This is a genomic window from Pelagibacterium lentulum (assembly GCF_003992625.1).
Lineage (GTDB): Bacteria > Pseudomonadota > Alphaproteobacteria > Rhizobiales > Devosiaceae > Pelagibacterium > Pelagibacterium lentulum.
In genome coordinates this window covers 72842-87574 of the sequence record NZ_RZMW01000042.1, presented here as the reverse complement: position 1 = coordinate 87574, position 14733 = coordinate 72842, and the positions used below count along the sequence as shown (strand labels likewise).

Annotated in this window: 20 protein-coding genes, 1 other RNA gene and 1 riboswitch; of the genes, 18 read left to right on the top strand and 3 right to left on the bottom strand. The window is 58.2% G+C overall.

Features of this window, described 5'->3' with window-relative positions; genetic code table 11:
- The first annotated feature begins 218 nt into the window (after positions 1 to 218).
- Genes EO133_RS16435 through EO133_RS16425 form a run of 3 tightly spaced genes read left to right on the top strand, consistent with a single transcriptional unit; the run spans position 219 to position 1437 of the window.
- Positions 219 to 506, top strand: coding sequence for a DUF4164 family protein (locus EO133_RS16435; RefSeq protein WP_127073742.1), 288 nt, complete (start codon positions 219 to 221; stop codon positions 504 to 506).
- An 11-nt stretch (positions 507 to 517) separates the two neighbouring features.
- Complete coding sequence (locus EO133_RS16430; protein ID WP_127073741.1) at positions 518 to 895, top strand: cell division protein ZapA; 378 nt, start codon at positions 518 to 520, stop codon at positions 893 to 895.
- The gene (locus EO133_RS16425) at positions 892 to 1437 is read left to right on the top strand and encodes an MOSC domain-containing protein (protein ID WP_127073740.1); all 546 of its coding nucleotides are present in this window, start codon (positions 892 to 894) and stop codon (positions 1435 to 1437) included. The genes EO133_RS16430 and EO133_RS16425 overlap by 4 nt, the downstream gene beginning before the upstream one ends.
- On the opposite strand, the gene EO133_RS16420 is transcribed toward EO133_RS16425, so the two are convergent.
- Both EO133_RS16420 and EO133_RS20320 read right to left on the bottom strand, forming a co-directional pair.
- Positions 1434 to 2042, bottom strand: coding sequence for a nucleotidyltransferase family protein (locus EO133_RS16420; RefSeq protein ID WP_127073739.1), 609 nt, complete (start codon positions 2040 to 2042; stop codon positions 1434 to 1436). The genes EO133_RS16425 and EO133_RS16420 overlap by 4 nt on opposite strands.
- Positions 2043 to 2055: 13 nt before the next feature.
- Positions 2056 to 2196, bottom strand: a complete 141-nt coding sequence (locus tag EO133_RS20320) for a hypothetical protein (RefSeq protein WP_164735058.1) — start codon at positions 2194 to 2196, stop codon at positions 2056 to 2058.
- A 143-nt stretch (positions 2197 to 2339) separates the two neighbouring features.
- Positions 2340 to 2551, top strand: a riboswitch (cobalamin riboswitch).
- 101 nt (positions 2552 to 2652) lie between these two features.
- On the opposite strand from EO133_RS20320, the gene EO133_RS16415 reads away from it, so the two are divergent.
- From EO133_RS16415 to EO133_RS16380, 8 genes are all read left to right on the top strand, one after another.
- A complete protein-coding gene (locus EO133_RS16415) occupies positions 2653 to 3384 on the top strand; it encodes a (2Fe-2S) ferredoxin domain-containing protein (RefSeq protein ID WP_127073738.1) in 732 nt (243 codons plus the stop codon).
- Complete coding sequence (locus tag EO133_RS16410; RefSeq protein WP_127073737.1) at positions 3371 to 4303, top strand: ABC transporter substrate-binding protein; 933 nt, start codon at positions 3371 to 3373, stop codon at positions 4301 to 4303. Before EO133_RS16415 ends, EO133_RS16410 begins: the two co-directional genes overlap by 14 nt.
- Before the next feature lie 3 nt (positions 4304 to 4306).
- Positions 4307 to 5326 (top strand): FecCD family ABC transporter permease, encoded by a 1020-nt coding sequence (locus tag EO133_RS16405; protein WP_206513537.1) that lies wholly within the window; start codon positions 4307 to 4309, stop codon positions 5324 to 5326.
- Entirely contained in the window at positions 5316 to 6083 is a 768-nt protein-coding gene (locus EO133_RS16400) for an ABC transporter ATP-binding protein (protein WP_164735057.1), read from the top strand. The genes EO133_RS16405 and EO133_RS16400 overlap by 11 nt, the downstream gene beginning before the upstream one ends.
- A gap of 45 nt (positions 6084 to 6128) precedes the next feature.
- Positions 6129 to 6287: non-coding RNA, 6S RNA (ssrS, locus tag EO133_RS16395), on the top strand.
- A gap of 27 nt (positions 6288 to 6314) precedes the next feature.
- Positions 6315 to 6905 carry a 5-formyltetrahydrofolate cyclo-ligase gene (locus tag EO133_RS16390; RefSeq protein ID WP_164735056.1) on the top strand — a complete coding sequence of 197 codons (591 nt, stop codon included), beginning with the start codon at positions 6315 to 6317 and terminating at the stop codon, positions 6903 to 6905.
- On the top strand, positions 6902 to 7720 hold the full coding sequence (locus tag EO133_RS16385) for a TIGR00282 family metallophosphoesterase (protein WP_127073734.1): 819 nt from the start codon (positions 6902 to 6904) through the stop codon (positions 7718 to 7720). The genes EO133_RS16390 and EO133_RS16385 overlap by 4 nt, the downstream gene beginning before the upstream one ends.
- An 80-nt stretch (positions 7721 to 7800) precedes the next feature.
- Positions 7801 to 8547, top strand: coding sequence for a YebC/PmpR family DNA-binding transcriptional regulator (locus EO133_RS16380; RefSeq protein WP_127073733.1), 747 nt, complete (start codon positions 7801 to 7803; stop codon positions 8545 to 8547).
- A 54-nt stretch (positions 8548 to 8601) separates the two neighbouring features.
- Here the strand turns inward: EO133_RS16380 and EO133_RS16375 are convergent, their stop codons facing one another.
- A complete protein-coding gene (locus tag EO133_RS16375; RefSeq protein WP_127073732.1) occupies positions 8602 to 9384 on the bottom strand; it encodes a GGDEF domain-containing protein in 783 nt (260 codons plus the stop codon).
- Positions 9385 to 9597: 213 nt separating this feature from the next.
- Between EO133_RS16375 and ruvC the strand changes: the two genes are divergently transcribed.
- The 7 genes from ruvC (at position 9598) to EO133_RS20315 (ending at position 14721) form a co-directional block, all read left to right on the top strand.
- The gene (gene ruvC, locus EO133_RS16370) at positions 9598 to 10101 is read left to right on the top strand and encodes a crossover junction endodeoxyribonuclease RuvC (protein WP_127073731.1); all 504 of its coding nucleotides are present in this window, start codon (positions 9598 to 9600) and stop codon (positions 10099 to 10101) included.
- The gene (gene ruvA, locus EO133_RS16365) at positions 10098 to 10715 is read left to right on the top strand and encodes a Holliday junction branch migration protein RuvA (RefSeq protein ID WP_127073730.1); all 618 of its coding nucleotides are present in this window, start codon (positions 10098 to 10100) and stop codon (positions 10713 to 10715) included. Before ruvC ends, ruvA begins: the two co-directional genes overlap by 4 nt.
- 43 nt (positions 10716 to 10758) lie before the next feature.
- Positions 10759 to 11802 (top strand): Holliday junction branch migration DNA helicase RuvB, encoded by a 1044-nt coding sequence (gene ruvB / locus EO133_RS16360; protein ID WP_127073729.1) that lies wholly within the window; start codon positions 10759 to 10761, stop codon positions 11800 to 11802.
- The gene (gene ybgC, locus EO133_RS16355; RefSeq protein ID WP_127073728.1) at positions 11799 to 12224 is read left to right on the top strand and encodes a tol-pal system-associated acyl-CoA thioesterase; all 426 of its coding nucleotides are present in this window, start codon (positions 11799 to 11801) and stop codon (positions 12222 to 12224) included. The genes ruvB and ybgC overlap by 4 nt, the downstream gene beginning before the upstream one ends.
- Positions 12225 to 12430: 206 nt before the next feature.
- Positions 12431 to 13135, top strand: a complete 705-nt coding sequence (gene tolQ, locus EO133_RS16350) for a protein TolQ (protein ID WP_127073829.1) — start codon at positions 12431 to 12433, stop codon at positions 13133 to 13135.
- Complete coding sequence (gene tolR / locus EO133_RS16345; RefSeq protein WP_127073727.1) at positions 13135 to 13599, top strand: protein TolR; 465 nt, start codon at positions 13135 to 13137, stop codon at positions 13597 to 13599. The genes tolQ and tolR overlap by 1 nt, the downstream gene beginning before the upstream one ends.
- 3 nt (positions 13600 to 13602) lie before the next feature.
- Positions 13603 to 14721 (top strand): hypothetical protein, encoded by a 1119-nt coding sequence (locus tag EO133_RS20315; protein ID WP_164735055.1) that lies wholly within the window; start codon positions 13603 to 13605, stop codon positions 14719 to 14721.
- Positions 14722 to 14733 lie beyond the last annotated feature (12 nt).

Sequence of the window (14733 nt, the reverse complement as noted above, 5' to 3'; positions counted from 1 at the left end):
CATTCCCAGGGTTCGACTTTGAGAGTAGACGTCCGATAGCGCTTGCTGCCTGCCGTGGCTCGGCTGCGCTGGCCAGACACATAACAGACCCTTTTGGTGAGTCAATGACGGCGGGACGTGGGGATATTGTTGTTTGTGCCGCCTACTTGCCATTTTCGCCATGAATAAGGTTATGTTGCTATAAGATTTTCAATCGGGATTCGAAGGGTGATTGCAAAGTGACGTCCGATTCTCAGGAAGCCAGTTTCGCCGCTGCCGTTGCCCGGCTGGACAAGGCCATGGAAAGGCTCGATGGCAGTGTACGTGGCCTTTCGGCGCGAATGCGCACGGTTGCCCAGCTTGAAATTGAGAATCAACGGTTGGCGGGCGATCGCGCGCAACTGGCCACTGAACTGGACAAGACGCGCATGCGCGCAGATGCACTCGATAAGGCGAGTGCCGAGGTTTCCCAACAAATCGTAGAGGCCATGGACAGTGTTCGCTCCGTGATCGAAGCGCCAAATTAAAGGAGGCGGATGTGGCGGAAGTCAGCGTCGAAATCAATGGGCGAAAATTTCGCATGGCCTGCGAGGATGGGCAGGAGACCCATCTTTCCGGGCTGGCGGCGCGGTTCAATCGCTATATCGATGAGTATAAGGATACGTTTGGCGAGATCGGGGACAACCGGTTGACGGTGATGGCCGGAATTGCCGTTGTCGATGAACTTGTCGAGGCTGAACGCAAGCTGATCGAGCTGAAGGACGAACTTGCTGCGGTTACAAAGGCCGGTAACGAGGTGGCCGCGGAAGCGGAATCGATGGAAGCCAAATTTGCTGCCAAACTCGGCGATGTTGCCCGGCGGATCGAAACCATCTCCACCGCGATCGACGCCGCCGGTCAGGAAAGCCGGGGATGAAAGAGGGCCGGGTTCTCGCCGTGCATCGCAACCCGGTTCACGGTTTTTCCAAAGGCAGCGTCGATCGTATCGAGGTTGTCGAGGGGCTTGGCGTTACGGGCGACGCTCATATGGGGGTGACGGTTAAGCACCGTAGCCGGGTCAAGGCCGATCCGACCCAACCCAATTTGCGGCAGGTTCACCTGATTGCCGCCGAATTGCTTGATGAAGTTAATGCCGAGGGTTTTGATGTGGCGCCCGGCGCGCTGGGGGAAAACATCACAACCAGAGGGCTTGATCTGATTGGGCTTCCCAAGGGAACGCTGCTGCAAGTGGGGCCCGATGCGGTGATTGAAGTTACCGGCTTGCGCAACCCTTGCAGCCAGATCGAAAATTACAGGGCCGGGCTTTTGAAACTGATGGTCGGCAAGCGCGCGGACGACACGCCGCTTTTGCGCACCGGGATCATGGGCGTTGTCCTCAAGAGCGGCGAAATTCACGCAGATGATGCTGTGGTGGTTCACTTGCCCGCAAAACCGCATATGCGACTGGAGCGGGTTTAGGGCCATTCAACGATCTCAATCTCAGGCCAGATGAGTTTGGCACGCTGGGCTTTTTCGTAATGGGTCTTTTTGTTGTCGCAGGCCAGGTTGGGCGTGATTCGGAACGAAAACATATCATCAAGTCCGAAGGGCGCCTCGATATGCAGACTGTCGTCGGGATTGAGGCGCATGGCTACGGCATGGGTCTTGGAAGCGTAGCGCAATAGCGCTTCAGCACTCGATTTGAGCGGGGGTACGGCAAAGCCGAACCGTTCCGGGAACCATAGATGCACACGCGCCTGGTTGCGAATTTCCACAGGCACAGGCAGGCCGGCAAAGCGATCAGCCAGCAGCCGGATGATCTTGTCCTCCGCATCATAGGAAATATCGGATGCATCGAAATAGATGACATCGATGTCCTTGGTGCCGGTCAGCAACGGTTTTCCGGTCAGATAACTCCAGACGGCATTATAGATGGCTCCTGAACCGATCAGGTGATCGGGAAGTGCGACTTCGCGCAAAATTGTGAGCACATTTATCAATAGGCTGTGCTTGCGTATGATCGTTTCCAGCGCCTGGCGCTGCTCGATATAATTCTTGCCGCTGAATCGCAGGTGATCGCTCATCGGTAAGTGGCAGTTATGCAAGGACATAATTGCTGCCATCTGCCCATTCGATGCCGAGATCGTCAAAGGTGGCGCAATAAAAGGCTTTGCCGGATGCCAAGCTATGGGTTTGCAAATGCAGATGGTCGATTAGACACCTGCCCTTGAGTTCCATCGTGTTCTCCAATGCAGCAAATCTTGCTCAGAACGTAACAGGAACAAATGCCGCACGCAAGCAATCGGGCAACTCTATTGCAATCTGTAATGTAATAACGTAACAAATGGTGAAGATGCCTTGCGGGGATAAATTGCTTGGGCTAAGGAATGCGGGCTGACGGTTCCGCCAAGTAAAGCGCGGATGAAAAGGGAACACGGTGCGGATTACCCATAAGGGGCCAAAACCGGGGCTGCCCTCGCAACTGTAAGCGGCAAGTCGTTCTGTCATATCCCACTGGTCGAGAGGGCCGGGAAGGGGGCAGTACGATGATTGAGCCGCGAGCCAGGAGACCTGCCGCAAGCAAAGCCATGAAGCCGGACGAGGTGTGCCGGCAGGGGGTCGAAATGACGATTTACTCATTGCTGTTGCGGTGGGAGCCGGATTCGCCTTCGCTTGTGCGAAGGGGAATCGTATTTGCCTGACGCAATCCTTTTTCTTGTTTCCCAGCCGTATCTCAGCGGTAAACGTTTCAAGCAGTTGCAAGCCGGACTTTCCGGGGCAAGCGCGTTGCCGAGTGCAGTCGTGCGGATGGAGGGCGCGGGCCAGAGTGCAATGGATGCGCTCGATCGGCTTGTGGCCAATCAAGCGCGCGACATTCTCATACAGCCGGTGGGCCTGCCGTTTTCCGACAGCCTAATGGCATGGTTGCCCGGCGCGCTTGGCGCCTGGCAACGCGATGCAGGCATTGATGATCTCAAACTGTCGCTGGCCAACGATCAGATCGGTGACGATACGGTGCTTTCGGCACTTGTCGCTTCGGCATTGGCCGGGGCCGATGATGCCAGACCGGTCGATGTTGAAAATGGCAGCATCGACGGCAAGGGGTGGGACGATGTTCCGCCGTATCGCGATCATCTGCTGGTTTGCACTGGCCCGCGCTGCACCTATCGCCGGGCGGGGCTTTTGCGCGATGTGCTCAACGCAGAGCTTTCAAGGCAAGGGGTGATGCGCCAGACACTGGTCGCAACCACAGGGTGCCTGTTCCCCTGCAACAAGGGGCCGATGGTCGCCCATTATCCCGCCGGACGCTGGTACGCGCTCAATACAGAGCGCGATGTCGCAACATTTGTCGAAACGGTGCTCGTCAAGCGCCGTCCACTTTCCCAATTTGTCATTCACGAGGCCAATACACATGACTATGCGTAAACTCGCACTCGCCTTCTCGTTGTCTCTTTTCGCAACCGGCGCGATGGCGCAGAATCTCACAATCGAAAGCTGCGACAGCGTTTCGACGCTCGATGCTGTGCCTTCGCGCGCGATCACGCTCAACCAGCAGGCAACCGAAGTGATGCTAGCGCTGGGGCTTGAAGACCACATGATCGGCACTGCCTATATAGATGACGCAATACCGGAGCAGTGGCTCGAGGCGTATAACTCGGTGCCAGTTCTGGCCGAGCGCTTCCCTGCGCGTGAAGTGGTGCTGGCCGAGGACCCCGATTTCCTGTTCGCAGGGTTTGCCTCTGCTTTCAACGACAGGAATCTCGGTGCTGAAAGCGAGTGGCACGATATCGGTGTTGCGACCTATCTCGTTCATGCAGAATGCCGCAATCTGCACCCTGCCGATGTGCGAATGACAACCGATTCGATCTTTATCGACATCGAGCGCATCGCCGCGCTCTTTGGTGTCGAGGCTGAGGGCGAGGCCATTGCTGCCGATATCGAAACGCGCCTTGCGGCAGCGGGACGTCCGGGTGAAGGGCTCAAGGCCTTCCTTTATGATTCAGGCACCGATACGGCGTTTTCTGCCGGTTGCTGCGGTGCTCCGGGCCTGCTGCTCGAAACCGCAGGTTTTGAGAATATCGGCGCGGATGTCGAGGGGCGCTGGGCAGATCTGGCTTGGGAAGCAGTGGTGACTGCAGAACCCGATGTCATTATTCTTATCGAGGCGGAGTGGTCGACAGCAGAAGACAAGCGCAACCACCTTCTAAACGATCCTGTGCTGTCGGAACTCGAAGCTGTGAGAGAAGAGCGCTTCATTGTCGTGCCGTTCTCGGAAACGCTGCTTGGCCTGCGTTTTGTCGATGGCGTCGAGCGTCTGGCTGCAGCCCTTTCTGAAGGCAACTAGGCGTTGGAGCAGTCCTCCGACAATCACTATGGGCTGGTATTGGCTGGTGTGGGACTTGCTCTCGCGCTGGCCATTGCCGCTGGCGTATTCTGGGGCACGGCGAATCTCCCGGTGGATGAGCGCATCAAGGCGCTCTTGCGCCTGCCCGATGCCCAGCGCAATCTTGAACTGATCATCTGGGAGTGGCGGCTGCCGCGCGTTATCGCGGTGGCGCTGGTTGGCGCTGCCTTGAGCCTTGCGGGTGTCATCATGCAGGCACTGTTGCGCAATCCGCTTGCCGATCCCTATCTGCTCGGCCTCTCCTCAGGGGCATCTGCTGCCGCAACGGCGAGCATCGTCTGGCTGCCGGCGGTGGTGATGACCACCGTAGGCTTGCCGCTGCTTGCGTTTGCCGGTGCGATGGTGGCTTTTCTTGTGACTCTTGGCCTTGCCTTCCGGCCCGGCCGAGGCATGGACAAGCTAATGCTGATCCTTGCAGGGATTGCGGTATCGCTTTTCTTTTCATCGGTTTCGGCCTTCTTTCTCCACATCGCGGACCCGCATGTGACGCGCAATGCGCTGTCGTTTTTGATGGGGTCAGCCTCTGGAACGAAATGGTCGCAACTCTGGCCGTTGGCCGTGGTCGTGCCGGTCGCTTGCCTGGCTGTATTTGCGCTGTCGCGACATCTCGATGCCGTGCTGCTTGGCGATGAGCGCGCGGTCGCACTCGGGGTGCCGCTCAACGCCATGCGGGTTGGCTTGTTCTCGGTGGCTGCATTGCTTGCCGGGTTGGCGGTAGCGATTGCCGGGATCGTCGGGTTTGTCGGTCTTGTCGTGCCGCATATGGCACGGCTTCTGGTGGGCGCATCGCATCGCCGGCTGGTGCCGCTTGCGGTGGTGCTCGGGATGATCGTTCTGGTGGTTGTCGATTTGTTGTGCCGCATCGTCCTAGCGCCGGAAGAGTTGCCGCTTGGCGTGCTCTTGGCCCTTTTTGCTGCGCCGCCCTTTGTTGTTATTTTGCGGAGGGTGCGCCGTGGCCTCTGACACAGTGTTGCAATTGCATGGCATCGGGCTTGCAAAAAGCGGCAAGCGCTTGCTCGAGGATATTTCGTTCGGTCTGGAGCGGGGCAAGTTCCATGCCCTGCTTGGGCCGAACGGTGCTGGCAAATCCAGCCTGATGAAGATTCTCTACCGTGTCGAAAGAGCCGGGACCGGAGAAGTGATGCTGGATGGCAAACCGCTCACGAACTGGCCGCGGACGGCCTATGCGGCGAGAGTTGGAGCGCTGGTGCAGGAAGCGGTTACGCTTTCCGGTTTGAGTTTGGGCGAAGTGGTGCGGCTGGGGATGTTGCCGCTTCGATTGAGCGCCGGGGAGATGAATGACCGCTGTGGGGAGGCATTGGAACTGGTCGGCCTGGCTGACCGGATCGCCGACGACGCTGCCTATCTGTCCGGAGGCGAGCAGCAACGCCTGTTCTTTGCCCAGTTGCTGGCGCTTGATCCTGATATTTACCTCCTCGACGAGCCGCATAATCATCTCGATCTGCATTATCAATATGTGTTGCTCAACGCGGTCAAGGCGCGCGGAAAGACCGTCCTTGCATCCTTTCACGATCTGACCCTGGCCACGCGATATTGCGATCAGGCGTTTTTGCTCAATCATGGGAGGCTGGCCGCGCAAGGTGCCTTGGCCGAAGTGCTCACGACCGAACGGATGGCGGAGGTTTATCGGGTGGATGCACGCTATAGTGAAGGTATAGTCAGGATCGAAGGTGCGCTGGCCCAATCGAATGCAAATTGATTGGCACAATCCTCTTTGCGTGGACCCGATAAACGCCTATATGATCGGATGCTGCCCGGCGCGTGTAGGATACTGCATCCCCGGGGCCTTATCGATCCTAAAGGGAGCTGTCCCTGACCAGGCCCGTGGGCTTGGATATATGGCGCCCACCTACTTACGTAGGTTCCCGGGATCGACACATCCCACGGCCAGGGCGGCACCTATGTTTTGCGAATACGATTTGAGGTACCATTGAGCGCAGCAGAGCCGCAATTTGAAGAACAAAAGGCCGCGTTGCGCGAGCAGGCATTTGTGGCACGGTCCAAGGTTCCGCAAGCCGATCGCGAAGATGCCGCAAAGGCAGCGGCGGACAATTTCTTCAACAGTGTCGATCTCGCCCCCGGTCAGATTGTTGCCGCCTATTGGCCGATCCGCGATGAGATCGACTGCAAGCCGGTTTTGACGCGGTTGATGGATACGGGCCAGCCTGTCTGTCTGCCGGTTGTCATGGGAGACGAAGCGCCATTGCAACTGCGGTTGTGGGAGGATGGGCAGCCGCTTTATCCTTCCGGCTTCGGTACGCTGGCCCCGGCCGAGCATGCACCGCTGGTCGAGCCCGATATCGTCCTTATTCCGCTTTTGGCTTTCGATCGGCTTGGTACCCGGCTTGGCTATGGTAAGGGCTATTATGACCGCACCCTTGCGGCGCTCGACAAGAAACCCTTGCTTGTCGGCTACGCGTTTTCCGCGCAGGAACTGGATTATATCCCGCGCGAAGATCACGACCTGCCGCTTGATCTCTTGATCACCGAAACGGGCATCATCCGGTTTCCCGGCCAATGAGGCTGCTGTTTCTGGGCGATGTCATGGGCAGGGCCGGGCGCGAGGCCGTTGTTGACCGCTTGCCGTCCTTGATCGAGACCTATGGCTTCGATTTCGTTGTCATAAATGGCGAGAACGCCAGCCATGGCCGCGGCATAACCGAAGCGCATTTCGAGCTTTTGCGCGAGGCGGGCGCCGATGTGGTCACGCTGGGCGATCATGCTTTCGACCAACGCGAGATCATGACCGCTATCGAGCGGCATCAGACGCTCGTGCGGCCGATCAATCTTGTACCGGGTGCGCCGGGGCGTGGCGCAACGCTTGTGACCGGCCGCAACGGTCATCAGGTGCTGGTGATCAATGCGCTTGGCCGTGTTTTCATGCCCCCTATGGACGATCCGTTCCGGGCGGTCGACAAGGCGATTGCCGATTGCCCATTGGGCCAGCAAGCCGACGCGATTGTTGTCGATTTCCACGCTGAAGCCACCTCGGAAATGCAGGCCATGGGCCAGTATCTCGACGGGCGCGTGTCGCTGGTCGTGGGCACGCATACTCACATCCCGACTTCCGATCACCGGATATTGAAAGGCGGCACCGCGCTGATGAGCGATGCCGGCATGTGTGGGGATTATGACAGTGTGATTGGCATGGATTCCGAGGAACCCCTCAGCCGGTTTCTGACGGGGCTGGCTTCGGCGCGCTTCACGCCAGCAGAGGGCGAGGCGACACTATGCGGCGTGGCAATCGAGACCAATCCGCGTTCGGGGCTTTGCGAGAAAGTAATGCCAATCAGAATCGGCGGCACGCTGAGCCAGTCCTTGCCAGATTTCCGATGACGTCTTTATTTTCGCGGCCCACGCGATTATAACGCGGCCACAATCACTAACGCACAGACCTATGGGGAATTGTCCGCACAATGGCCGGCCATTCACAGTTCAAGAACATCATGCACCGCAAAGGCCGTCAGGACGCGGTGCGCTCGAAAATCTTTTCCAAGCTGGCGCGCGAAATTACGGTGGCCGCGAAGTCGGGTCTGCCTGATCCTGCCATGAACCCGCGCCTGCGCCTGGCGGTCAATAACGCCAAGGCACAGTCCATGCCCAAGGACAATATCGAGCGCGCGATCAAGAAGGCCTCTGGCGGCGATTCTGAAAATTACGAGGAAGTTCGCTACGAAGGTTATGGTCCGGGGGGCGTTGCCGTTATCGTTGAGGCGCTAACGGACAATCGCAATCGTACCGCTTCAAGCGTACGCGCGACCTTCTCAAAGGCTGGCGGCGCATTGGGGGAAACCAATTCGGTCGCCTTCATGTTCGATCGCGTAGGCGAGATCATTTATCCCGCGTCAGTCGGCGATGCCGACAAGGTTATGGAAGCGGCGATCGAAGCGGGCGCGGACGATGTGGAAAGCTCGGAAGACGGTCACACCATCTATTGCGCTTTTGAAGATATCGGCGAGGTCAGTTCGGCACTTGAAGCTGCGCTTGGCGAAGCGGAAAGCGTAAAGCCGGTTTTCAAGCCGCAGACGACCGCGCCGGTCGATGCCGATAAGGGCGCAAGTGTGATGAAACTGATCGAAAATCTCGAAGACGATGACGACGTACAGAACGTCTATGCCAATTTTGAAATGAGCGATGAGGATATGGCCAAGCTTTCGGCCTGATCGCTGCTTGGGTGTGCTTTTGGGAGGCGTCAGCCGGAACGGCAGGCGCCTTTCTTATACCGCGTGAGCAAGGTTCCGTTGGTCGGAGACGGTGTCATCGATCGGCGCCATCTCTATGCTGTTCCGGCCGGTATTTTTAACTTTGTAAAGCCGTTCATCTGCAAGTCGGAACAGATCGCCAAAACTCATCGGCATGTCGAAAGTGATCCCGCCGATGCTGACGGTGAGAGGGCAGTGCGTGCCGTTGGGCGTGAAATGAAAGTGCTCGATATTGACCCTGATCGCTTCGGCAATTGCATGAGCAAGCGTGGCTGAGGCGTCGGGCAGGAACACGCCGAACTCTTCTCCGCCCATACGACCGACAAGATCACCCCTGCGAACGCTGGCGCGGATAATGGTCGCGATCTGCTTGAGAGCCATATCGCCGGTCTCGTGACCGAAGCGGTCGTTTATGGATTTGAAATGATCGGCATCGATGACCAGAAGGGCCCCCCTCTGCCGTGATGTCCGCTTAAGAATCTCGCTGGTTCTGGCAACGAATGCCCCATGATTGAGGCATTGGGTGAGGCTGTCCCGCGCGGCCGAAGCCTCCAGCCGCTTATAGGCCTGCTCGAGCTCGAAATTCTTGAGCGAAAGATAAAAGATCATCGGCGCCCCCAAAACGATCGGTATCAATATGGCGGTTGCCGCGCCGGTGCCATTCATTCCGCCGGAAAAGGTGGAGAGCAGGATTTCACTGATAACGAGGGAAACCAGCACGCTGAACAGAGTAACGAGGATTGTGCGCCATAGGATTTTTTCCCAGGCCAGCCGGGGCATTTGTGGCCGTCGCCGCATGTCGCTAGTTTCCTGTATTCCGCGTCCTGCAGCGACACTATGCGCGATCTCATAAACGAGTCCTTGCCTGAAAACTGAAAATGCCAAACTCCACAGGCGGTGTGAACAACACAGGCAAATTTGTCGCAGGCACTGCCCGATAAACTGTCAATATGTTTCCTGTTTGTTCACTTTGCGCTTGGTAGGGTCGAGTAGCTGGCCTACACTACGGACATGTTGGAAATGACGCGAATCATTGGGATCGATCCGGGGCTGCGCCGAACCGGCTGGGGGATTATCGAAAGCGAAGGCAATCGCCTGCGCTTTGTGGCCTGTGGCGTTCTGACCCCGGCTGTCGATCAGGAACTGGCGATCCGGTTGGTGCATTTGCATGAAGGTCTGATGCGGTTGATTGCTGAGCACCATCCCCATGAAGCGGCAGTCGAGGAAACCTTCGTCAATGCCGGTGCGCGCTCGACGCTTTTGCTGGGCCAGGCGCGCGGTATTGCGGTGATGACCCCGGCGTCGATGGGGCTGCCGGTGGGCGAATATTCGGCCAATCTCGTCAAGAAATCGGTTGTGGGAACGGGCCATGCGGACAAGGGGCAGATTGAATTGATGGTCAAGACGCTTCTGCCAGCGGCCAACTTCAAATCCACAGACGCCGCGGATGCACTGGCGATTGCGATATGCCATGCGCATCATCGGCAACATAACAAGCTGGCGGCCAGCGCATGATCGGCAAGCTCAAGGGCGTAGTCGACTCGATTGGCGACGATTTCGTACTGATCGATGTCAACGGGGTGTGCTACGAGGCGCATTGTTCGAGCCGCACGCTGCAGTCTTTGCCGCAAAATGGCGAGGTCACGACGCTCTTTATCGAGATGATCGTGCGCGAGGACATGATCCGGCTGTACGGTTTTGCCAGCGAGGCGGAAAAAAGCTGGTTCAAATTGTTGATGAGCGTTCAGGGCGTCGGTGCCCGGGTGGCATTGGGAATATTGTCCACGCTTTCGGCATCGGACGTTTCCTCGGCGATTGCTCTGCAGGATAAGGCCATGATCGGCCGCGCGCCGGGGGTGGGGCCGAAGCTGGCCCAGCGGATTGTGAGCGAACTCAAGGGTAAGGTACCAGCGCTTGGTGCGGTCGATCCGGGCGTTGTGGGGCTGCAGACGGCGTTGGGCGAGGGTTTGGCTTCGGGCAATGTGGCCGATGCCGTCTCCGCGCTGGTCAATCTGGGATATGCCCAATCGAACGCATCGGGCGCGGTCGCGCGGGTTGTCGCCAAGGAAGGCGAAGATACGCCCACCGAAAAACTGATCCGGCTGGGTCTGCGGGAGTTGAGCAGTTGATATGGAATTGCATTGCAACCCAATGCCGACTAGCGGATAGACCATGACCGATCTTACCGACGCCGCCATTGGACGCGACGACAGCCTTGATGTTTCTTTGCGGCCCCTCGGATTTAACGAGTTTATCGGGCAGGAGGCGGCACGCGCCAATCTTCAGGTCTTTATCGAGGCCGCCAAGCAACGCAAGGCTGCGCTCGATCACGTGTTGTTTGTCGGCCCGCCGGGGCTGGGCAAGACGACGCTGGCACAAATTCTTTCGCGCGAGCTGGGTGTTGGCTTTCGTGCGACCAGCGGTCCGGTTATCGCCAAGGCGGGCGATCTTGCGGCGCTCTTGACCAATCTTGAAGAGCGCGACGTGCTCTTTATCGATGAAATTCACCGGCTCAATCCCGCCGTCGAGGAAATCCTTTATCCAGCCATGGAGGATTTTCAGCTTGACCTTATCATCGGGGAAGGGCCGGCGGCCCGTTCGGTTCGCATCGATCTGGCAAAGTTTACCCTTGTTGGGGCGACAACGCGTGCAGGGCTTTTGACCACACCGCTACGCGACAGGTTCGGTATTCCGGTTCGGCTCAATTTTTACACGCCAGAAGAACTTGTGAAGATTGTCGAGCGCGGCTCACGCTTGGTGGGTATGGAAATGACCCCGGACGGTGCGATGGAGGTGGCGCGGCGCTCACGCGGAACGCCGCGTATTGCTGGTCGGCTATTGCGCAGAGTGACCGATTTCGCTTTGGTGGAAGGCGCTGAGCGGATCGACCGCAAAGTTGCCGACAAGGCGCTGCTGCGTCTTGATGTCGATGCGGCAGGGCTCGATCAACTCGACCGCCGCTATCTCAAAACAATTGCCGAGTTCTATGGCGGCGGCCCGGTGGGGATCGAAACGCTGGCCGCGGCGCTTTCCGAACCGCGCGATGCGATAGAGGAAATCGTCGAGCCTTACCTCATCCAACAGGGCTTTATACAGCGTACGCCGCGCGGCCGCATGATGACGGCACTTTCGTTTCAGCACATGGGCTATGCCGTGCCGCAGGGCTTTATAGGGATGCAGACGAGCCTGTTTGAAGAAGGTGAGGGGGAGCCATGATCCCCTTTGGTGGCCAACTCAATGCCGATGGCAGCCATGAGTTCCCGGTTCGGGTCTATTTTGAGGACACCGATTTTTCAACCAATGTCTATCACGCTGCCTATCTGAAATTTTTCGAGCGGGCGCGGACCGAGTTCCTGCGCGCCTACGACATTCATCACAATGAACTGGCAAAGGATGGGCTGGCCTTTGCTGTGCGTGAGATGCAAATCTCTTACGATCGGGCCGCGCATATCGATGATCTGTTGGTTGTGCGTACACAATTAAGTGAAGTCTCGGGTGCCAGATTCATCCTCAGCCAGTCCATAGACCGGGAAAGCGAACGGATTTGCGCGGCGCGGGTCGTTGCTGTTCTGCTCAATCAAGCTGGTCGTCCGGCGCGGCTGCCCAAGGAAATGCGGGCAAAGCTGCTCGCAAATTGAGCGTTTTTTAACCGTTTCTTGACCATAAACAAGGCGAGCAGCAATTCGAGTGTGTCTTTCGATGCGCCGAATGGAGCTGGAGCGCGGAATATTCCGGTTACGCTCTAATTTTGACAAAATTGACTCTCATCGGAGCGATCTTGCGCAATGTGCACGGATGCCTGCGCGGATTTCCTTAAAGACAGGAACCTGACTCAATGGAAGCTATGGATGCAGTGGGGAACGCGGCGGCCCATACCGATTTCTCCCCGCTCGGCCTGTTTCTTATGGCCGACATCGTTGTCAAACTCGTCATGCTGGGGCTGCTTGCAGCCTCGATCTGGTGTTGGGCAATCATCATCGACAAGTCGATGATGTTTACGCGCACACGGCGTGACATGAACCAGTTTGAAAAGACGTTCTGGTCCGGCCAGTCGCTCGAGGAGCTTTATCAAACCCTTTCGCAGCGCCCCACAAGTGGCCTGTCGTCGGTGTTCGTTGCCGCGATGAAGGAGTGGAAGCGCAGCCATGAGCAGAATGCCTCTTCCTATGTCGGCGTGCAGGCGCGGCTCGACAAGGTGCTTGATGTCGCCATCGCGCGCGAGAGCGAAGTGCTGGAAAAGCGGTTGTCGTTTTTGGCAACGGTTGGTAGCGCGGCGCCATTTATTGGCCTTTTCGGTACGGTATGGGGGATCATGAACGCATTTTCCTCCATCGCTGCATCGCAAAGCGCGAGCCTTGGCGTTGTCGCCGGGCCGATTGCCGAAGCGCTTTTTGCAACCGCTATCGGCCTCGTTGCCGCTATTCCCGCCGTTATTGCCTATAACAAGCTGTCGGGCGACGCCAACAAGCTGATCGGACGGCTGGAAGGCTTTGCCGACGAATTTGCCGCCATCCTTGGCCGTCAGCTCGAAGCGCGGAGCAAAAAATAATGGGTATGGGTGTTGCAGGTGGCGGTCGCGGCGGCGGAGGACGACGCAGACGCGGCAGTCGCGGCGGGCTGATGAGCGAAATCAACGTCACGCCCTTTGTGGACGTGGTGTTGGTGCTGCTTATCGTTTTCATGGTCGCCGCACCCATGATGACAGTGGGCGTTGCGATTGATCTGCCGCAGACCCAAGCGCGCGAAATGGAAACGCCACGTACCCCGATCACGGTTTCGGTCACGCCGGACGGTATCATCTATGTCGGCGATGATCAGGTTGGCGTCGATGGTCTGGTCGCCGCTGTCGCCAGCGAGGCCAATGGCGACACGGAAAGCAGGGTTTATGTGCGCGGAGATGCAACGGCAAATTATGGCATGGTCATGCAGGTCATGGGCGCGCTTTCGGGCGCAGGATATTCCCGCATCGGTCTGATCACCGAACAAGCCCCTGCACAGGGCGTGGGGCAATAAATCATGCGCGTCGGGACCACCGTATCGGTGCTTGCCCATGTGACCCTGATCGGGTTGGGCTTGATCAATCTGACCGGCGCGCGTCAACTCGATACGACCATGATGGAATCGATAGCGGTCGATATCGTCCCGATGGAAGAATTTTCGGCCATTCGGGTCGGCACTCTCGATAGCAATGTCCTGGACACTGAAACACCGTCTGCGGTTGAATCGGACGCGCCGGCAGAACTGGCGCAGCGGACGGGCAATACAGAGCAGGATCAGCCGACGCCGGAAGTTACGCCAGATCCTTCCCCAGCTCCAACGGTCCAGACCGCGCCAGCGCCCGAACCGGCGCCGGAACCTGAGCCGCAGCCGGAACCCGAGCCTCAGCCAGAACCCACCCCGCCACCGCCGCCGGTTTCCCGCCCTGAGCCTGTGCCAGCGCCCGAGCCCGAGCCGGCACCCGCACCTGAGCCGATTGAGAGCGAACCTGAAATGGTTGTAGAACCACAAGCCCCCGCCGAGCCGCAGGAAACAGCTCCGCCGCCCCCTGTGCCGCCGCAGACGCCGACCAATCTTGCCCAGTTGCGCTCCGACTATCAGCGTCAGCAGGAAGCGGCGCGACGGGCTGAACAGCAACGCCAGGAACAGCAGCGGCAAGAACAGCAGAGGCAGGAGCAACAGCGGCAAGAGCAGCAACGCCAGCAAGTTGCCAGCACCAACGAGACGCAGGAGCGGGCTGACCGCATCGAGGACATCATCAACAATGAAACCTCGCGCGGCGCAACAACCGGCCAGGGCGGTCAGCAGGCTCTCGGCCGTCCGACGGGACAAGCTGCCCGGTTGTCCCAATCGGAGCAGGATGCCTTGGCTGCCGCCATGCGCCGGTGCTGGAATCCGCCGATTGCGGCGATGAGCAGCGATGGGCTTACGGTAAGGTTGCTCGTTTCACTCAGCCCAAATGGTTCGGTAGTCGGGCAGCCGGAGATCCGGTCTGCGATTACTGACGATCTTGTCAGAACGACCGCAATGGCCGCCCAGCGTGCTGTGCAGCAATGCGGTCCTTATACAATGTTGCCGGCAGACAAATACGACTCCTGGCAGCAAGTCGATGTAACATTCGATCCAAGAGACTTGTAAAAATCATTCCTC

Excerpts from the sequence above, each read along its gene's own strand:
- ruvB (WP_127073729.1), top strand. The coding sequence starts at position 10,759 with ATGACCGATCTTACCGACGCCGCCATTGGACGCGACGACAGCCTTGAT.
- EO133_RS20315 (WP_164735055.1), top strand. The coding sequence starts at position 13,603 with ATGCGCGTCGGGACCACCGTATCGGTGCTTGCCCATGTGACCCTGATC.
- EO133_RS20320 (WP_164735058.1), bottom strand. The coding sequence starts at position 2,196 with ATGGAACTCAAGGGCAGGTGTCTAATCGACCATCTGCATTTGCAAACC.
- EO133_RS16375 (WP_127073732.1), bottom strand. The coding sequence starts at position 9,384 with ATGCGGCGACGGCCACAAATGCCCCGGCTGGCCTGGGAAAAAATCCTA.
- ruvA (WP_127073730.1), top strand. The coding sequence starts at position 10,098 with ATGATCGGCAAGCTCAAGGGCGTAGTCGACTCGATTGGCGACGATTTC.
- ybgC (WP_127073728.1), top strand. The coding sequence starts at position 11,799 with ATGATCCCCTTTGGTGGCCAACTCAATGCCGATGGCAGCCATGAGTTC.
- ruvC (WP_127073731.1), top strand. The coding sequence starts at position 9,598 with ATGTTGGAAATGACGCGAATCATTGGGATCGATCCGGGGCTGCGCCGA.
- tolR (WP_127073727.1), top strand. The coding sequence starts at position 13,135 with ATGGGTATGGGTGTTGCAGGTGGCGGTCGCGGCGGCGGAGGACGACGC.
- tolQ (WP_127073829.1), top strand. The coding sequence starts at position 12,431 with ATGGATGCAGTGGGGAACGCGGCGGCCCATACCGATTTCTCCCCGCTC.
- EO133_RS16425 (WP_127073740.1), top strand. The coding sequence starts at position 892 with ATGAAAGAGGGCCGGGTTCTCGCCGTGCATCGCAACCCGGTTCACGGT.
- EO133_RS16385 (WP_127073734.1), top strand. The coding sequence starts at position 6,902 with ATGAGGCTGCTGTTTCTGGGCGATGTCATGGGCAGGGCCGGGCGCGAG.
- EO133_RS16410 (WP_127073737.1), top strand. The coding sequence starts at position 3,371 with ATGACTATGCGTAAACTCGCACTCGCCTTCTCGTTGTCTCTTTTCGCA.
- EO133_RS16380 (WP_127073733.1), top strand. The coding sequence starts at position 7,801 with ATGGCCGGCCATTCACAGTTCAAGAACATCATGCACCGCAAAGGCCGT.
- EO133_RS16420 (WP_127073739.1), bottom strand. The coding sequence starts at position 2,042 with ATGAGCGATCACCTGCGATTCAGCGGCAAGAATTATATCGAGCAGCGC.